Below are 16,465 nucleotides of genomic sequence, written 5' to 3' on the forward strand. Positions count from 1 at the left end.
TTTCGAGGCATAAATTTATTATAATTCTATATCAAAATGTGTTAAAGCTTTAAATTGTTTCAATCTTTCTTGCACTTCTTCTTTTTTCAATGATTCCATTCTTTCAGTTCCGAATTTTTCTACGCAGAACGATGCTAAGTTAGAACCTTGAATAATCGCCGTCTTCATGTTTTCAAAAGAAACATCACCTTGTTGGGCAATAAATCCTGAAAAACCACCTGCAAAAGTATCTCCTGCTCCTGTTGGATCAAAAACATCTGCTAATGGTAATGCTGGTGCAAAGAAAATATGTTCGTTATGGAAAATTAAAGCACCGTGTTCTCCTTTTTTAATCACAACATATTTTGGTCCCATCGTATGAATTTTAGCAGCAGCTTTCACTAGAGAATATTCTCCAGAAAGTTGACGAGCTTCTTCATCATTGATTGTAATTACATCAACGCGTTTGATAACGTCTAATAATTCTGGCAAAGCACAATCCATCCAAAAATTCATAGTATCAAGAACAACCAATTTTGGTGTTGTTGTCATTTGATTTAAAACACCTGATTGAACTAATGGATGTAAGTTTCCTAACATTACTACTTCGGCATTTTTGAAATCTTGAGGGACAACTGGATTAAAATCAGCAAGAACGTTTAATTCTGTTGCTAAAGTATCTCTAGAGTTCATATCGTTGTGGTAACGACCGCTCCAAAAGAATGTTTTTCCGCCTTTCACGATTTCAATTCCTGAGATATCGATGTTTCTTGCTGTCAATAAATCTAAATATTCTTGAGGAAAATCTTCACCAACAACCGAAACAATTCCTGATTTTACATTAAAGTGTGAAGCTGAAAGTCCGATAAACGTTGCAGCACCACCAAGAATTTTATCTGTTTTTCCAAAAGGAGTTTCGATAGCATCAAAAGCAACGGTTCCTACTATTAAAAGTTTGTTCATTTTTACGTTTTCAAATTAAAGGTGCAAAGATAAACTTTTAGTTGCAGAGTTGCAAAGGTTGAAAGATGCAAAGTAGTAAAGATGTTTTGCTAAAAATAGCATAAAGGCCACAGCTTGATTTTATAACTTAAGAAGATATTTATCTCTTTTTTTGGGTTACACTGAAAAACAAAGAGATGGGCACAGAGATAAACTGAGTTTTTTTGATGTGTTACTAAATTAAGAAACTTCGAAGAGCTGGGTTATTATTATAAAAATTTTCTAGTTAAAAATTTTCTTTTATAAACCAATCCCTTTTCGTCTAGCATGAGTTGTTTTTTAGTGTCATAAATCCAGCACATAGTGGTGTCTTTTTCGGTGTAACCGTAGATTCCTTTTATAAGATTCGGTGTGGTCTCATCAAATTGCCATTGAAACATGAGACTGGGTTTTGTGGGATTAAACGGAGTTTCTTTGATACTTTCATACAATAGAATTGTACCCGACTTTCTGTCAAAGGCAACCCTTTTTATTTTCTTGTTGGGTTGTGTGGTCTCCCAATAATAATCATAATCGGCTATGATGGCGCCATACTGCAAACTGTCATCTTGTGAGATTTTGGAGGTGAAAGGCACAGACGGTGTATTGAATTTTTGGAAGTGAACCGAACCGCCTCTAATTTTTATTACCTCTTTTGTTTTATTAAAATAAAAAAAATAAACAAGTGCTGCAACTAAAAATAGCGCAACACTTGTTATTAAAATATTTTTTTTGAACCGCACAGCTGGTTTATTGTTTTACAACCTTAACCGATTTACTAGTTGCACCGTCACTAAATTTTAAAACATAAACACCCGTAGCCAGATTACTCATGTCTATTTCTTGATTGTTTACATTATTATTAAAACTAGTTTTAGCGACTTCTTGACCTAAATAATTATAAATAGTTACCTCTTTGAAATTAAAATTAGAGTTGTCAAAATATACTTTTGATGAAGTTGGGTTGGGGTAAACTATAAAATTATTTGTGTTGTCGAAAGTATCTACGTTTAATACTTGTTCTATCAATTGCATCCCAGCTAAAGCATTTATTTTACCATAACCCCACTTTATGTTTGGTGGTGATGAATAAGTATTACCATAAAAATCAAAAGGAGTGGTAACTTGACTATCTGGATTTGATGTATTTGCAATAAGAATCTTAACATCATTGGAGGTGAGTTGTGGGGCAGCTTGTAACCATAAAGCAACAATACCAGTTACTACTGGTGCTGCCATTGAAGTGCCTTGCATTTTACCATAAGAATGAGTGCCATAAGTATTAGTTACATCTTCACCGCCAGGTTGATAATTTGTATCAAAAGAACTTAATGAAGATACTATTCTATTTCCTGGGGCTGTAACATCTGGTTTGATAGTTAAATTTGAATCTGCTCTAGGACCCTTGCTTGAAAAAGTAGAAAGAGTACCGTTTGTTCCAGGAAAAGGATTTTCATTTGAGACATTATATGAACCAACTGTTATAACACCTGAAGCAGTTCCTGGTGAACCAACTGTAAAATAATCATCCCCTTCTGTGAAATTATATCCTGTATAACTACCAAATTGACAATTTCTACTCCAAGCATGAATAGTGTTATTTGTGCTCTTTATTGCAATTATTAATCGATCAAATAGATCATCATTATCATTAAGTGTTTTTATTGTTAAATGCATTTTATTATTTATGGGATTAATTTCTGAATTTAATATAACTGTATATTGATCATTAGTACAGCCAGAACAATTATCTGTATCAATTAAATCAAAAGTAGCAGATGCAGTCCCATTGACTACCCCTGAAATAATGGGTGTGCTGTCAACAGTTCCAAAAAATAAATTTTCTACCCATATTAAAATCTCAAATGAACCGCTTGTAGATAAATTTTGAGACCAAATATCTATTGTTGAAACATTATCAGCAGTTGGGGTACTATTTACTACAGGTGAAGTGTTATCAATTACCAAATATTTATTAATTTCATTTGTATAATTTAAAAGTGCATGTTTATTTTTGCCTCCATCATTCCCTGCAGCTGCAACAAGAACTAACTTTGGTGTATTTGCCATATTATTAATAGCTGATTCTTGAGCAGTTGTACCATCATGAGGCCCTAAATCATCACCAAAACTCATATTAATTACAACAGGTTTATTAACAGAAGTAGCATAATTTTTTATATAAGTAATTGCATCAATATAATTATTGTCAGTTGGAATTACTGTATTGAAACCACTAACTAAAACTATTTCAGCATTAGGTGCCATTCCTTTTAGTAAACTTAAATTACCAGTTCCTGTACCTGCTGCAGTACCGGCTACATGCGTGCCATGAGATTCGTTTATCATGTCCTTTTGTTTATTTAAAATTGCAGTGGTGCCAATGTATTCAGAGCCGTAAGTGAATCCTAAACTGGTTGGAGGAGTTCCTGTACTGTTGGTACGCTCCCAAACTCTTGAAATTCTTAAATTTCCGTTTATGTCTTTAAAATTTGGATGTGTATAATCAAATCCTCCATCTATTATACCAACAATTACACCAGTGCCAGTATAGGCTTGACTGATACCAGTACCCATATGAACAGAATTAGTATTAGTTGAATTCCTTGCGTTATTTACTTCTAAATCTAATTTTTCGCCGATATCAGCATATTTTAGACATTGTATGCTTTCTAAAAGTGGTAAGTTTTCAATTTTCACAAAAGCTGTGCTAATATTTTCAGAGATTTTAGCAACGTTTAAAAAAATATTTTTTTTATTAAAATTTTGACATTCACCTTCGAATAATAAAGTTATTCTCACTAAACTATTTAAATTTACTGAGGTTACATCGTTTGTCTTGTTTTGTTTAGCTTCTTGAAGAATAAATTTTGTAGAAAGTGACAATTTTGAAATTTCTTGCGAAGTTTCAAATTTAAGGAACTTTGATTTATCAGTAGGAATGTTTTGAGAATATAAACTTAAGCTCAATAAAAGCATAAATAAACTTAGTGATTTGGTGATTTTGTTTTTCATAGTTTAATTTTTATTATTACCAAACATAAGAAAGGGTTAATTCAAAAGTAACTGGACCTGCTGCTCCAACTGTTCTTGTAGTTGGAAATCCTCCTGAAGAATTATAAATATAAAAATCCCATCCACCCATAAATTCGTTAGTTAGTGAATCTTCATCATATAAAGAGAGAGTATATAGTGAACTAATTTGTGATTGTGTTAAAACAACTGGAGTTGTTGGGGTCCAAGTATAAACATTTGTATTCACAGCATCTTGAACAGCTGTTCCTTGTAATAATGCGGTGCTTCCTCTAGTTAAATAGGGAAAAATATCTGGGCGAACAAAATTTCCTAAAGCAGTTTCATCCCAAAAATTTCCATTTGTTCTATTGTTAGGAAAAGTTGTTACTTTGATCTTTGTAATTAAAATCTGTGATGGTGTAACTTGTGTTCCACAATTTCCGCCTGTATATCCTTGAGGACAATCGCATCCACAATCCGCTCTAGAAACTCCTCCATTTAAACAAGTTATAGAAGTGCATGAAGAACCCGAGTCATCCTTTGAACAACCAAAAAATAATGCAATAATTAATAACATTGATAATCCTTTAATACAATTTTTCATAATATGAATAAGTTTAAATTTCCCTACTCTATTGGATTTTCGGGTTCGCTCCGTTTTATAGAGTCTGGCTCTATTTTTTACCTTTTTTTTAAATGTGTGTGATTATATTTTATTTACTAACTAGTATAAGATGGTTTTTCCACTCCATGGGAATTTTATTAATATCCAACAACTTCAATTCTTTTGTATCAGCGGTTGCAACAGATTTTGTAAGTGTTTCATTTAAAAATTCTGTTTCTAATTTAAACATTGCTCCAGTTGCAGGATCAATTATCAATAAACCTAATGGGCCTCCAAATATTATGTTTCCAAAATACCAGCCGTTTAACTTAAATTCAACAGGAACTACTTTTTTTTCATATCCTACTTTCTCAAATGTTACTTGATATCTAGCTTTTGAGAAAAATCCTGATCCAGATTTTAATTTTAAAGTTGCAGGTGTGCTACCCGTATAGATTTCAATACCTTTTTTATCTTTAATAGAAATTTTAGCTTCTGATGGAGAGCTATTAATGGTTATTGGCCAACTACTTTTACTTACAATACTAGCACAACTAGTCATTATCAAAATGCTGGCAACTGCGATTAATTTAATTTTTAGATTCATTTATTCTGTTTTTTATATTTTACCTACTTCAATTTAAAGTCCTTATTCGGTTTATTCTGACTTAAAAAATAATCACACACATTAGATTATTTTATGAACAAAAGTGTTTTTCATATCACCTAGTTTAATTTTTTTACCTCATTAGCTTTTATTTGTACCTGTTTATCTTAAAATACTCTCTTTGATTTCTTAATTTAATCGTTAACAATTATCATTTTATAGAATTAATTGACTATATTTAGTGTAAATTCACGCTTTTGTGCACAAATATATTATTTATTGCACAAATATGTGTAATTTATATAAAATAAATTTCTCACAACAGTGTAAATATTTGCATTATGCAAAACCGAGGAGAAATACTAAAAGCAGCTGTATATAAAAGTGGCATCCCCATTACTGAGATAGCTAAGCGAATGGGCAAGAGCAGAAGATGGATGTATCTAATGTTTGAAAACAGTAATGTTTCTCTCGATATTGTATTACAAATAGGAAAGTTGATTCACCATGATTTTACAACTGAAATTAAAGAAATTAATTCTGTATCAACTGTCATAAATGAGCCGCCTACGGCTTATGAAAAAGAAGTCTCAAATGCAGACTATTGGAAAGATAAGTATCTTAAATTATTAGAAGAATATAATTTATTGTTGAAGCAAAAGGAAGTTTAATAGATTTAACGTTTACAAAACAGCAATTTTGAAATTACACTATAGTTAATTTTGAAAATGCACATTTATAATCAAAGTAATTTTTGATCTTCATTTTCATAAAAAGCATCAATCGATAATTTGGGTAATCCCGAAGCATAAACTGCCAATTCATCGCATCTTTCGTTTTGTGGATGATTGTTGTGACCTTTTATCCATTTGAAATCTACTTGGTGTTTTCTGTAAACTTTTAGAAAGCGTTTCCACAAATCGGAGTTTTTTCTGTTAGCAAATCCTTTTTTCTCCCAACCTAAAACCCATTTTTTCTCAACAGAATCAACCACATATTTTGAATCGGAAATCACTAAAACCGTCATGTTTGGATTTTTTAGCTTCTCTAAACCAACTATTACAGCTAAAAGTTCCATTCTATTATTGGTTGTATGACGAAATCCTTCGTAGAATTCTTTTTTGTGTGGTGTTCCTACTAATTCCATAACAACGCCATAACCGCCGTTTCCGGGATTTCCTTTGGCCGCGCCGTCGGTGTAGATGTGGACTTCGTGAGAATTCAAGGTAATTATTTTTTTAATTCTATACTGTTTATCAATTTCTCAAAAAGAACACTATTGTCCTCTTTTCCTATTTCCTCAATAAAATTTAAAGAAATGTAATACCCTCTCCTCAAAATATAGTAACTATTGCTTTTTATTTCATATTGCTTACCTTGATTTATAAGTGTAAATTGAACAGAAAATTTCACCACATCATTATTAGAAATCTGAGCAATTACAGGACTTTCAATAAATCTAAAATTTGTTAGTGCTTTTTTAGCACTTTCATTTGAGTTTTGAACAAATTTTAAAAATTCAGCACTATTACTTGAGTTATTTAAGATGGTTCTAATTTTTATTGTCGGAATAATACCATTATATTTTTTTGAATCATATTTAGTGTACGTTGAAATATTAAAAGAGGAATTATTAGACTTTAAAAGCTCTTCTAATTGTTTATCAGAAAGATCATAATTATCAAGATTCTTTAAAATTTCATCATTATTTACAGAAATCCAATTGCTAGGAATTTCCATTGAAAATCCTAATTTTTTAATTACTAATCTTTCTTGAGCATAAATATTTAAAACACCAAAAAAGAATATAACAGCAAAAAGTTTCGATTTCATGTTTTTTTAAGTTAAAAGTTTTTCAATTACTTCAGGAAAAAATTGGTGTTCTAAAACGTGGATTCTATCTGCAATTTCTTCTGCAGAGTTACAATCTTCGATATTTACTGATTTTTGGAAAATGAATTCGCCTTCATCATAATGTTCGTTTACATAATGTATCGTGATTCCAGTTTCTTTTTCTTTATTTTCTAAAACAGCTTGGTGCACATTCATTCCATACATGCCTTTTCCGCCATAGTTCGGTAAAAGTGCTGGATGAATGTTGATTACTTTATTTGGATATTCTTTTATAATGTGTTCAGGAAATTTCCATAAGAATCCGGCAAGAACAATTAAGTCAGGTTGAATTTTGTTTAATTTTTCCAAAACAATTCCTTCGTTTAGCTCTTGTCTATTGAAAACTTGAGAAGGAATATTTAATTTTTTTGCTCTTTCTAATACTTTGGCATTAGGATTGTTAGTGAAGACTTCGAATGCGTTCACAAGATTTTTTTTATTGAAATGTACTATGATATTCTCGGCGTTAGAACCCGATCCAGAAGCGAATATTACTATTTTACTCATTTACCTGTAATTTTAATAACGCAAAAAAAAGAATAATAAATGATAATAAATAATATAAATGAGGTCTTTGTAAAATTATTTTTTTAATTTCGTGTTCACATTTATTAACTAAAAGATGGATTTAAAATAAAGTTTTTTATTTTTGCCAACAATTTAAATTTTAAAATTAAAGATTATGTCAGACATTGCATCAAGAGTTAAAGCGATTATCGTAGACAAATTAGGCGTTGACGAGAATGAAGTTGTAACAGAAGCAAGCTTCACAAACGATTTAGGAGCTGATTCATTAGACACTGTTGAGCTTATTATGGAGTTCGAAAAAGAATTTGATATTCAAATTCCAGACGACCAAGCAGAAAACATTGCTACTGTAGGTCAAGCTATTTCTTACATCGAAGAAGCAAAAAAATAATAAAATAAAACACCCGTACACTATAAATGTGTGCGGGTTTTTATTATTTTAAAAAAATTAGACTATTTTTGATTGAATTTCAATCACACTATATTGAAATACCCTTGTCTCTTTAAGCTCAAATTATAAAGAAAACAGGGTATTATTTGTTTAAAATACATTTAAAAAAAATTATATGCAATTAAAGCGTGTTGTTGTAACTGGTCTTGGAGCATTAACTCCTATTGGAAATTCCATCCAAGAATATTGGGATGGTTTAATTAATGGAAAAAGTGGTGCTGCTCCAATAACATATTACGATACTGAAAAGCACAAAACAAAATTTGCTTGCGAAGTAAAAAACTTCAATATTGAAGATTACATGGATCGTAAAGAATCGCGTCGATTAGATAAATTTTCGCACTATGCTATTGCATCTAGTGACGAAGCTATCAAAGATGCTGGAATTACTCATGACAACGTAAACAAACATAGAGTTGGAGTAATTTGGGGAGCAGGAATTGGCGGTTTAGAAACTTTTCAAGAAGAAGTAATGTACTATGCCAAAGGCGATGGAACTCCAAAATTCAACCCTTTCTTTATCCCAAAAATGATTGCCGATATTGCTCCTGCTCATATTTCAATGAGAAATGGCTATATGGGTCCAAATTACACTACTGTTTCTGCTTGTGCATCGTCTGCAAATGCTATGATTGATGCTTTCAATTATATTCGTTTAGGAATGTGTGATGTAATTATCACTGGAGGTTCTGAAGCTGCTGTAACTATTGCAGGAATGGGCGGATTTAATTCAATGCATGCTTTATCTACAAGAAATGAAAGTCCGGAAACAGCTTCGCGTCCATTTGATGCAACTCGTGATGGTTTTGTTCTTGGAGAAGGTTCTGGTGCCATTGTTTTGGAAGAATACGAACATGCAAAAGCACGTGGTGCAAAAATTTATTGTGAAGTTGGTGGTGGCGGAATGTCATCAGATGCTTATCACCTAACAGCTCCACATCCAGAAGGAATTGGCGTAATTGCTGTTATGGAAAACACGTTGCGTGATGCAGGAATGACTCCTGAAATGGTTGATCACATCAATACTCACGGAACTTCAACACCGCTTGGTGATGTTGCCGAATTGAAAGCAATTAGTCATGTTTTTGGTACTCATGCTAAAAATATTAATATCAATTCAACTAAATCAATGACTGGCCACTTACTTGGTGCTGCTGGTGCGATTGAGGCTATTGCAGTTATTTTAGCAATGAAACACAGTATTGTTCCTCCAACAATTAACCATACAGTTGTTGACGAAAATATTGATCCATCGTTGAATTTAACTTTAAACAAACCACAAAATAGAGAAATTAAAGTGGCTATGAGTAATACTTTTGGCTTTGGTGGACACAATGCTTGTGTGTTATTTAAAAAATTAGAAGAATAAGTTTTCATGCGATTACTTAAAAAAATATTTACCCGAAATTCCCGTCCTGTTGAAGGCGGGAATTTTTTTGTTGCTATCGAAAAAATTGTTGGTTTCAAGCCAATCAATATAAAATTCTACGAAAAAGCTTTTACCCATCGTTCTTCCAATAAAACCGATGATAAAGGAAATCCTTTAAATTATGAACGCTTGGAATTCCTTGGAGATTCCATGTTGAGTTCTGTTATTGCAGCACATTTATATAAAGAAGCGCCGCTTGGAGACGAAGGTTATTTAACAAAAATGCGTTCCAAAATTGTAAGTCGTGAGCATTTGAACGAACTTGGGAGAGATTTACATCTTATTGATTACGTGGAAAGTAAAGTTCCTTCTTCGCATTTTGGAGAAAATATTCATGGTAATATTTTTGAAGCATTAGTTGGTGCTATTTTTCTTGATAAAGGTTATGCAGGTTGCGAAGAATTTATTCAGAAAAGAGTTATCATTCCTTATGTTGATATTGCTCGATTAGAAGGAAAAGTAATAAGTTACAAAAGTTTGGTTATTGAATGGTGTCAAAAAGAGAAAAAGCAATTTAATTTTGATGTTTTTGACGATAATGGAAACGATGGTCAACGTTATTTTGGAGTAAAATTGAGTATTGATGATAAAGTAATTGCTAAATCGAGAGCAACTTCTAAAAAGAAAGCAGAAGAAATTGCTTCAAAACGTGCTTATTTTGCATTTCAAGAAAAAATTAACAAAATTTAGTTCAAATTCTTATAAAACTATAACGTTTTCGTTTATAAAATAACGTTAATCTAATACTTCATTAGTGTTTTGAATTTCTATAAACACTATATTTACAACTTATTTTGGCACAAAATGGGTAATCTTAAACTATCTATTGAGGAATTTGAAGAAGACGATTTTTTTATTATCGCCATTCATACTTCATTGGAAGATTATCGTTTGGCTTATTTTTTAAATCTGAATCTTGAGATTTTTTTAAGTAAAAATAAAAATGATATTGAATCACAGGTAAAAGAGGGAAAAACTTCTTTTGCGCGATTTACTTTTGAAGACAAAGAAAAATTCATCAAGTGGGATTTGGTTCAAAATAAAAACGAAATTGAAATCGTTGAAAATATTAATCAACAAGATTTGTTTTCAGGATTTAAAAATAAATTTTCTGCATCGGCTTTTTTATTGCCAGAATATAAAAAAGTAGATTATTTTCTTAAAATTGAAAATGCAGAAAAGGAAATAGAAATTGATACAATCGTTTCAAAAATAAATAGTATCGAAAGTGTAAAAATGGTTTATGCAATCGATTCTGAAAATATAAAATCAAAAAATAATTTAATTTTTTAAAAAATGCCAACAAGAAAAAAGACTAAAATTGTAGCCACGTTAGGTCCAGCTTGTAGTTCAAAGGAAGTCATTAGAGACATGGTTGAAGCAGGAGTAAATGTATTTAGAATTAACTTTTCTCATGCCGATTACACTGATGTTAAAGAACGAATCGATATTATTAGAGAATTAAATGCCGAATACGGTTATACTACAGGAATTCTAGCCGATTTACAAGGTCCAAAACTTCGTGTAGGCGTTATGAGTGAAGATGTTGTTGTAAATCCAGGTGATATTATTACATTTCAAACAGCAGAAGACGTGCCAGGAACAAAAGACAGAGTTTACATGAACTATCTTGAATTTCCAAGAGATGTAAATCCGGGTGAAAAGATTCTTTTGGATGATGGAAAGTTAATGTTTGAAGCTTTAGAAACTAACGGAACTACTGAAGTAAAATGTAGAGTTATTCAAGGTGGGCCATTGAAATCTAAAAAAGGAGTAAATCTTCCTAATACTAAAGTTTCACTTCCGGCACTTACTAAAAAAGATATTAAAGATGCTCTTTTTGCTATTGAACAAGATGTAGATTGGATTGCCTTATCGTTTGTAAGAACTCCAGCCGATTTAGAGGAATTACAAGATTTAATTGCTAAAAATTCTGATCATAAAATTCCAATTATTGCAAAAATTGAAAAACCAGAAGCAGTAGAAAATATTGATAAAATTGTTGCTTTTTGCGATGGTTTAATGGTTGCTCGTGGAGATTTGGGAGTTGAAATTCCAGCACACGAAGTTCCTTTGATTCAAAAGAAATTAATTCATAGAGCTAAAACGGCTCGTATTCCTGTAATTGTTGCAACACAAATGATGGAAACGATGATTACAAGTTTAACTCCAACAAGAGCTGAAGTTAACGACGTTGCTAACTCAGTTATGGATGGTGCTGACGCTGTAATGTTATCTGGAGAAACCTCTGTTGGAAATTATCCAGTTCAAGTAATTGAAAAAATGACTCAAATCATTGAAGCAGTAGAAGATTCTCCTCTAATTCAAGTGCCATTAACACCACCACAAGTTAGAACAAAACGTTTTATTACTAAATCTATTTGCTATCATGCCGCTTCTATGGCAAATGATATTAAAGCAAAAGCCATTTCTACTTTAACAAACAGTGGTTATACAGCCTTTCAGATTTCGGCTTGGCGTCCATCAGCTCATATTTTAGTTTATACTTCTAACAGAAGAATTCTAACACAATTAAACTTACTTTGGGGTGTAAATGCATTTTTCTATGATAAATTTGTAAGTACAGATGACACTGTAGAAGACATTAACCACATTGCAAAAGAAAATGGATATGTTAAAAAAGGTGATATTTTAATCAATCTTGCAGCAATGCCTGTTGTTGAAAAAGGAATGGTAAACACTTTGAGAATTTCTGAGATAGAATAAATCTTAGTTTAAAAATAAATCAAAAGGATTATTGAAATAGTTAAATATTTTGATAATCCTTTTTACATTTCAAAAGAAAAAGTATATTTGAACAACTAAAATAGATTAATTATGGAATCAAAAAACCCGTTTTTTAAGACAAAAACATTCTCTAACACTTCTGCAGCAAATGACAATGTAAGCGTTATAGATTACAACGAAACAATGACGGTTTCAGGAACAATTAATAAAAGTTTTATTTTATTAATGTTGTTAGTTGCCACAGCTTTTATAACATGGACTTTGGCATTTAATGGCTATAATCCTATTGTTTTAACTATTGGTGGAGCCATTGTTGGTTTGATTTTAGTATTAATTTCTACTTTTAAACCTCATCTTTCTACTTATTTGGCTCCGGCTTATGCTTTATTTGAAGGATTATTTATTGGAGGAATTTCTGCCTTTTTTGAAGCAAGTTATCCAGGATTAGTAAGTCAAGCTGTTGGCGCAACATTTGTAACCTTCTTAGTGTGTTTTGGCTTATATAAATACAAGATTGTTCAAGTTACAGAAAAATTCAAATCAATTGTAATTGCTGCTACATTGGCCATTGGAGTTTATTATTTAGTATCTTGGTTGCTAACAATGTTTACAAGCTTTCAGCCAGTTCAATACGGAAATTCTATGATGAGTATTGGAATTAGTGTTTTTGTAATTGTAATTGCAGCATTAAATCTATTTTTAGATTTTGATCAAATTGAAAAAGGTGCACAAGAAAGAATGCCAAAATATATGGAATGGTATGGCGCAATGGGATTAATGATAACTTTGGTTTGGTTATATATTGAATTCTTACGCTTATTATCAAAATTAGCAAGTAGAGATTAATCACCATCTTATATATATAAAAAGCGTTCAAAAATCTTGAACGCTTTTTTTTATTTTTTATAATCTAAGCTGCTATTTTTTCAAAAGCTATGAAATTGATGAGTTTGCCATTACTATCAAAAACCGGAAATCCTTTGATATGACATTTATATAAAGCTCCATCTTTGCAATAGTTTAAAATAACCTTATCAAAAGGTTGCTTTGCTTTTACTGCTTCGCTAATTTCTTTAGATATTTTCTCATTGGTAAGTTTGCCTTGAAACATTTTTGGTGAATTTCCAATCACTTCATTTGGAGTATAACCGTTCATTTTTACCATATTTTTGGAAGCAAAAACTATTGACAATTGCGCATCAGTAACTACAATCACAGTATCGCTTGTTAATTCTTCTTTGTAATCCCAAGTCGTATTCCATTTATTATCTTTTACAATTCTATTTAATAAATTGGCATCAGAAAGTGTAAGTCTAAATTTGTCAAAACTTTTAGAATAGAAATCCCAACAAGTTAATGGAAATCTACTTAGTGACAAACTATTGTAATGTTTTGCAATGGCATTTTCGTAATTTGAAAGTTTCATTTTTTATTAATTTTGGGCAAATCTAAAATGATTTTTCAAAAACAAACACTTTCTTTCAAAGATTAACTTTTGTTGAACGATTTTAAAACTCAAATCGCAACTGAACTACAACTGTTTTCTTTATTTCTGTATTCAAATTATTAAGTGAGATTCCGAGTAATCGAACCGAATCTTTCATTCGTTCTTGATAAAGAAGTTCTTTAGCCGTTACAAATAGCAAACCTTTATCTGAAATAAAATAAGGCAAGGTTTTACTTCTTGTTTGTGTGGTAAAATCGCTGTATTTAATCTTTAATGTAACTGTTTTGCCGGAAATGTTATATTTCTTTAATCGCTTCTCTAATTCGGCCGCAATTCGTTCTAAACGTTCCTGCATGAAAATTTCTGAAGTTAGATTTTCATTAAAAGTATGTTCGGCAGCAACTGATTTGGAAACTCTATTAGGTTTAACTTCGCTATTATGAATTCCGCGAACTATATTATAATAAAACCCACCACTTTTTCCGAAATGTTGTTCTAAATATTCTTTGGTTTTTGATTTCAAATCCTTTCCTGTGAAAATACCATGATGGTACATTTTTTCAGTAGTCACTTTTCCGATTCCATAGAATTTTTTAATATCTAATTTTTCTAAAAAATCTTCAACTTCATCAGGGTTTACCGTTTTTTGGCCGTTGGGCTTATTGTAATCACTTGCTATTTTGGCAACAAATTTATTTACAGAAATTCCTGCCGATGCTGTTAAACCAACTTCTTCAAAAATTCGTTTTCTAATTTCTTGAGCAATTAAAGTGGCACTTGGGTTTCCTTTTTTATTTTGAGAAACGTCCAAATAGGCTTCGTCTAACGAAAGTGGTTCTACCAAATCAGTATAATCGTGAAAAATCTTTCTTATTTTATTGGAAATCTCTTTATATCGTTCAAATCTTGGTCGAACAAAAATTAATTCAGGACAATTTCTCTTGGCTTGAATGCCGCTCATGGCACTTCTTACACCAAATTTTCGTGCTTCGTAACTTGCTGCAGAAACCACACCTCTAACTTCACTTCCACCAACAGCTAATGGTTTTCCTTTCAATTCAGGATTGTCCATTTGTTCAACAGAAGCGTAAAAAGCATCCATGTCGACGTGAATTATTTTTCGATATCTAATTTCCTCTGACATACTACAAATTTAGAGAAAATTAATGCACAGAGTACAAAGAGAAATCACAGAGATACACAAAGTTTTATTATGTTTGCTGCACCATTTATGATAAATTGAAAACATGATTGAAATAGAACGTAAATATTTAGTTACTTCTTTAGATTTTTTAAAAGAATATTCCTCTAAAAACGAAATAGCTCAAGGGTATTTGAATTCAAATCCGGAGCGAACGGTTAGAATTAGAATCAAAGGTGATAAGGGCTATATTACTATAAAAGGAATTGGCAGTGAAAGTGGTGTTTCACGTTTTGAATGGGAAAAGGAAATTGAAATTGAAGAAGCAAAATCACTTTTAAAAATTTGCGAAAAGGGTGTAATAGAAAAAACTCGCTACGAGGTTCTATCAGGAAAGCATCTTGTTGAAATTGATGTATTTCATACAGAAAACGACGGATTAATTCTAGCCGAAATTGAACTAGAAAACGAAAACGAAGCAATTGTAAAACCAAATTGGCTTGGAAAAGAAGTTACAAATGACAAACGTTATTACAACTCTTATTTAAGTCAAAATCCTTTTAAAAATTGGTAAATTACTTTTGAAGTATTTCAATTGTAACAACAACAGCTCCAGATCTTTTGTTGTTTACTATACTCATAAAAGCTCTTTTAGATAAATCTATTTCTCTTCCTCTTACAAAAGGGCCTCTATCTGTTACCTCAACTATAACAGATTTTCCATTCAACTCGTTTGTTACTTTTAATAAGGTTCCAAAAGGCAATTTTTTGTGAGCTGCAGTTAGTTTAGTACTGTCATATTTTTTACCACTTGCCATTTTTCTGCCATTAAACTTATCGGCATAGTAAGAAGCATGAGCTTTCTTTTTATAAGGTTTAAATTTACCTTTATATACAATTGTTGTATCAACCTCAATAGTTTCAGATACAATATTATCTTTTTTTATTGAATCTGTTTTCTGCTTTTTTAAATCTCTTAAATTTCCGTTTTGAGCTTTAAAAGATAAACTTGAAAAGAACATTAAGAGACATAAAAAAAATAAAAATATTGGTGTGCTTTTTTTCATAATAGTAAAACTTAATACCAAAAATAATACCAAAATACCAATTTGTAAGTAGTAGTAATTTGACATTGCTAAAAAAAGTCCTTTTCAGGACTTACTTTTTATTTTATAACCATAATTTCCAAGGAATTCTTATTAGAATTAAAACCAAACCTAAACCATAAAATAAAGTTATTGATTTGAATTTAGATTCATTTGTAGCCCCTTTTTTATGTTTAGACCATCCAATAGTAATCAGTGTAATTGCAATTATATTGGTTAATGGATGCTCTAACATCGTTAATCTTAATTCCGGAATTTTCATCGCTCCTTCAGTAGAAAAGGCTTTCATTCCAACTTCAGAAATAAAATACAAAATTAATCCAACTACCAATTGTATATGAGTTGCAATCAATGCAAAAAGAGCAATTTTTCTGTCTTTAGCCGTAAACTCTTTTTTCGAAGTCATTCCAATAACTGAATTAACAACCGCAAGTACTAATAATAAAAGTGCTAAATATGCCCAGCCAGAATGAAATTTTTGAATGAAATTATACATGAAAATTTATTTTTTGTTTTAACAAATATAGAAAAAAAAG

General features: G+C 31.1%; 20 protein-coding genes. 8 read left to right on the forward strand and 12 right to left on the reverse strand.

Going from position 1 to position 16,465, the window contains the following annotated elements; all coding sequences use genetic code 11:
* Positions 1-18: 18 nt before the first annotated feature.
* The 5 genes from ABD771_RS13235 to ABD771_RS13255 all read right to left on the reverse strand — a co-directional run bounded on the left by ABD771_RS13235 (position 19) and on the right by ABD771_RS13255 (position 5,186).
* The gene (locus ABD771_RS13235; protein ID WP_345095352.1) at positions 19-942 is read right to left on the reverse strand and encodes a PfkB family carbohydrate kinase; all 924 of its coding nucleotides are present in this window, start codon (positions 940-942) and stop codon (positions 19-21) included.
* 248 nt (positions 943-1,190) lie between these two features.
* On the reverse strand, positions 1,191-1,703 hold the full coding sequence (locus ABD771_RS13240) for a hypothetical protein (protein WP_345095354.1): 513 nt from the start codon (positions 1,701-1,703) through the stop codon (positions 1,191-1,193).
* A gap of 7 nt (positions 1,704-1,710) precedes the next feature.
* Positions 1,711-3,975, reverse strand: a complete 2,265-nt coding sequence (locus ABD771_RS13245; protein ID WP_345095359.1) for a S8/S53 family peptidase — start codon at positions 3,973-3,975, stop codon at positions 1,711-1,713.
* A gap of 16 nt (positions 3,976-3,991) precedes the next feature.
* Positions 3,992-4,579, reverse strand: coding sequence for a hypothetical protein (locus ABD771_RS13250; protein ID WP_345095361.1), 588 nt, complete (start codon positions 4,577-4,579; stop codon positions 3,992-3,994).
* Between the two features lie 109 nt (positions 4,580-4,688).
* The gene (locus ABD771_RS13255; protein WP_345095363.1) at positions 4,689-5,186 is read right to left on the reverse strand and encodes a peptidase associated/transthyretin-like domain-containing protein; all 498 of its coding nucleotides are present in this window, start codon (positions 5,184-5,186) and stop codon (positions 4,689-4,691) included.
* A gap of 341 nt (positions 5,187-5,527) precedes the next feature.
* Between ABD771_RS13255 and ABD771_RS13260 the strand changes: the two genes are divergently transcribed.
* Positions 5,528-5,857: a hypothetical protein gene (locus ABD771_RS13260; RefSeq protein WP_345095365.1), complete on the forward strand. Its 330-nt coding sequence runs from the start codon at positions 5,528-5,530 to the stop codon at positions 5,855-5,857.
* Positions 5,858-5,928: 71 nt separating this feature from the next.
* On the opposite strand, the gene rnhA is transcribed toward ABD771_RS13260, so the two are convergent.
* The 3 genes from rnhA to purN are packed head-to-tail and all read right to left on the reverse strand — an operon-like array spanning position 5,929 to position 7,586.
* Positions 5,929-6,411 carry a ribonuclease HI gene (gene rnhA, locus ABD771_RS13265; protein ID WP_345095368.1) on the reverse strand — a complete coding sequence of 161 codons (483 nt, stop codon included), beginning with the start codon at positions 6,409-6,411 and terminating at the stop codon, positions 5,929-5,931.
* Between the two features lie 5 nt (positions 6,412-6,416).
* Complete coding sequence (locus tag ABD771_RS13270; RefSeq protein ID WP_345095370.1) at positions 6,417-7,019, reverse strand: hypothetical protein; 603 nt, start codon at positions 7,017-7,019, stop codon at positions 6,417-6,419.
* 6 nt (positions 7,020-7,025) lie between these two features.
* Positions 7,026-7,586: a phosphoribosylglycinamide formyltransferase gene (gene purN, locus ABD771_RS13275; RefSeq protein ID WP_345095372.1), complete on the reverse strand. Its 561-nt coding sequence runs from the start codon at positions 7,584-7,586 to the stop codon at positions 7,026-7,028.
* A 175-nt stretch (positions 7,587-7,761) separates the two neighbouring features.
* On the opposite strand from purN, the gene ABD771_RS13280 reads away from it, so the two are divergent.
* The 6 genes from ABD771_RS13280 to ABD771_RS13305 all read left to right on the forward strand — a co-directional run bounded on the left by ABD771_RS13280 (position 7,762) and on the right by ABD771_RS13305 (position 13,081).
* Positions 7,762-7,998, forward strand: coding sequence for an acyl carrier protein (locus tag ABD771_RS13280; RefSeq protein ID WP_007137004.1), 237 nt, complete (start codon positions 7,762-7,764; stop codon positions 7,996-7,998).
* A 175-nt stretch (positions 7,999-8,173) separates the two neighbouring features.
* Complete coding sequence (fabF, locus tag ABD771_RS13285) at positions 8,174-9,427, forward strand: beta-ketoacyl-ACP synthase II (protein ID WP_345095375.1); 1,254 nt, start codon at positions 8,174-8,176, stop codon at positions 9,425-9,427.
* A 6-nt stretch (positions 9,428-9,433) separates the two neighbouring features.
* The gene (gene rnc, locus ABD771_RS13290) at positions 9,434-10,177 is read left to right on the forward strand and encodes a ribonuclease III (protein WP_345095377.1); all 744 of its coding nucleotides are present in this window, start codon (positions 9,434-9,436) and stop codon (positions 10,175-10,177) included.
* Between the two features lie 114 nt (positions 10,178-10,291).
* Positions 10,292-10,780, forward strand: coding sequence for an IPExxxVDY family protein (locus ABD771_RS13295; protein WP_345095381.1), 489 nt, complete (start codon positions 10,292-10,294; stop codon positions 10,778-10,780).
* Positions 10,781-10,783: 3 nt separating this feature from the next.
* A complete protein-coding gene (gene pyk, locus ABD771_RS13300) occupies positions 10,784-12,214 on the forward strand; it encodes a pyruvate kinase (protein WP_345095383.1) in 1,431 nt (476 codons plus the stop codon).
* Between the two features lie 111 nt (positions 12,215-12,325).
* Positions 12,326-13,081: a Bax inhibitor-1/YccA family protein gene (locus tag ABD771_RS13305; protein ID WP_345095386.1), complete on the forward strand. Its 756-nt coding sequence runs from the start codon at positions 12,326-12,328 to the stop codon at positions 13,079-13,081.
* A gap of 64 nt (positions 13,082-13,145) precedes the next feature.
* On the opposite strand, the gene ABD771_RS13310 is transcribed toward ABD771_RS13305, so the two are convergent.
* Positions 13,146-13,661, reverse strand: a complete 516-nt coding sequence (locus ABD771_RS13310; protein ID WP_345095388.1) for a PAS domain-containing protein — start codon at positions 13,659-13,661, stop codon at positions 13,146-13,148.
* Between the two features lie 82 nt (positions 13,662-13,743).
* Positions 13,744-14,826 carry a DNA polymerase IV gene (gene dinB, locus ABD771_RS13315; RefSeq protein WP_345095390.1) on the reverse strand — a complete coding sequence of 361 codons (1,083 nt, stop codon included), beginning with the start codon at positions 14,824-14,826 and terminating at the stop codon, positions 13,744-13,746.
* 103 nt (positions 14,827-14,929) lie between these two features.
* Between dinB and ABD771_RS13320 the strand changes: the two genes are divergently transcribed.
* The gene (locus tag ABD771_RS13320) at positions 14,930-15,397 is read left to right on the forward strand and encodes a CYTH domain-containing protein (protein WP_345095392.1); all 468 of its coding nucleotides are present in this window, start codon (positions 14,930-14,932) and stop codon (positions 15,395-15,397) included.
* 1 nt (position 15,398) lies between these two features.
* Here the strand turns inward: ABD771_RS13320 and ABD771_RS13325 are convergent, their stop codons facing one another.
* On the reverse strand, positions 15,399-15,890 hold the full coding sequence (locus tag ABD771_RS13325; RefSeq protein ID WP_345095394.1) for a septal ring lytic transglycosylase RlpA family protein: 492 nt from the start codon (positions 15,888-15,890) through the stop codon (positions 15,399-15,401).
* 103 nt (positions 15,891-15,993) lie between these two features.
* Complete coding sequence (locus ABD771_RS13330) at positions 15,994-16,425, reverse strand: hypothetical protein (RefSeq protein ID WP_345095396.1); 432 nt, start codon at positions 16,423-16,425, stop codon at positions 15,994-15,996.
* Between the last annotated feature and the right edge of the window lie 40 nt (positions 16,426-16,465).

Origin of the sequence: Flavobacterium chungnamense (assembly GCF_039539165.1) — a bacterium.
GTDB lineage: Bacteria > Bacteroidota > Bacteroidia > Flavobacteriales > Flavobacteriaceae > Flavobacterium > Flavobacterium chungnamense.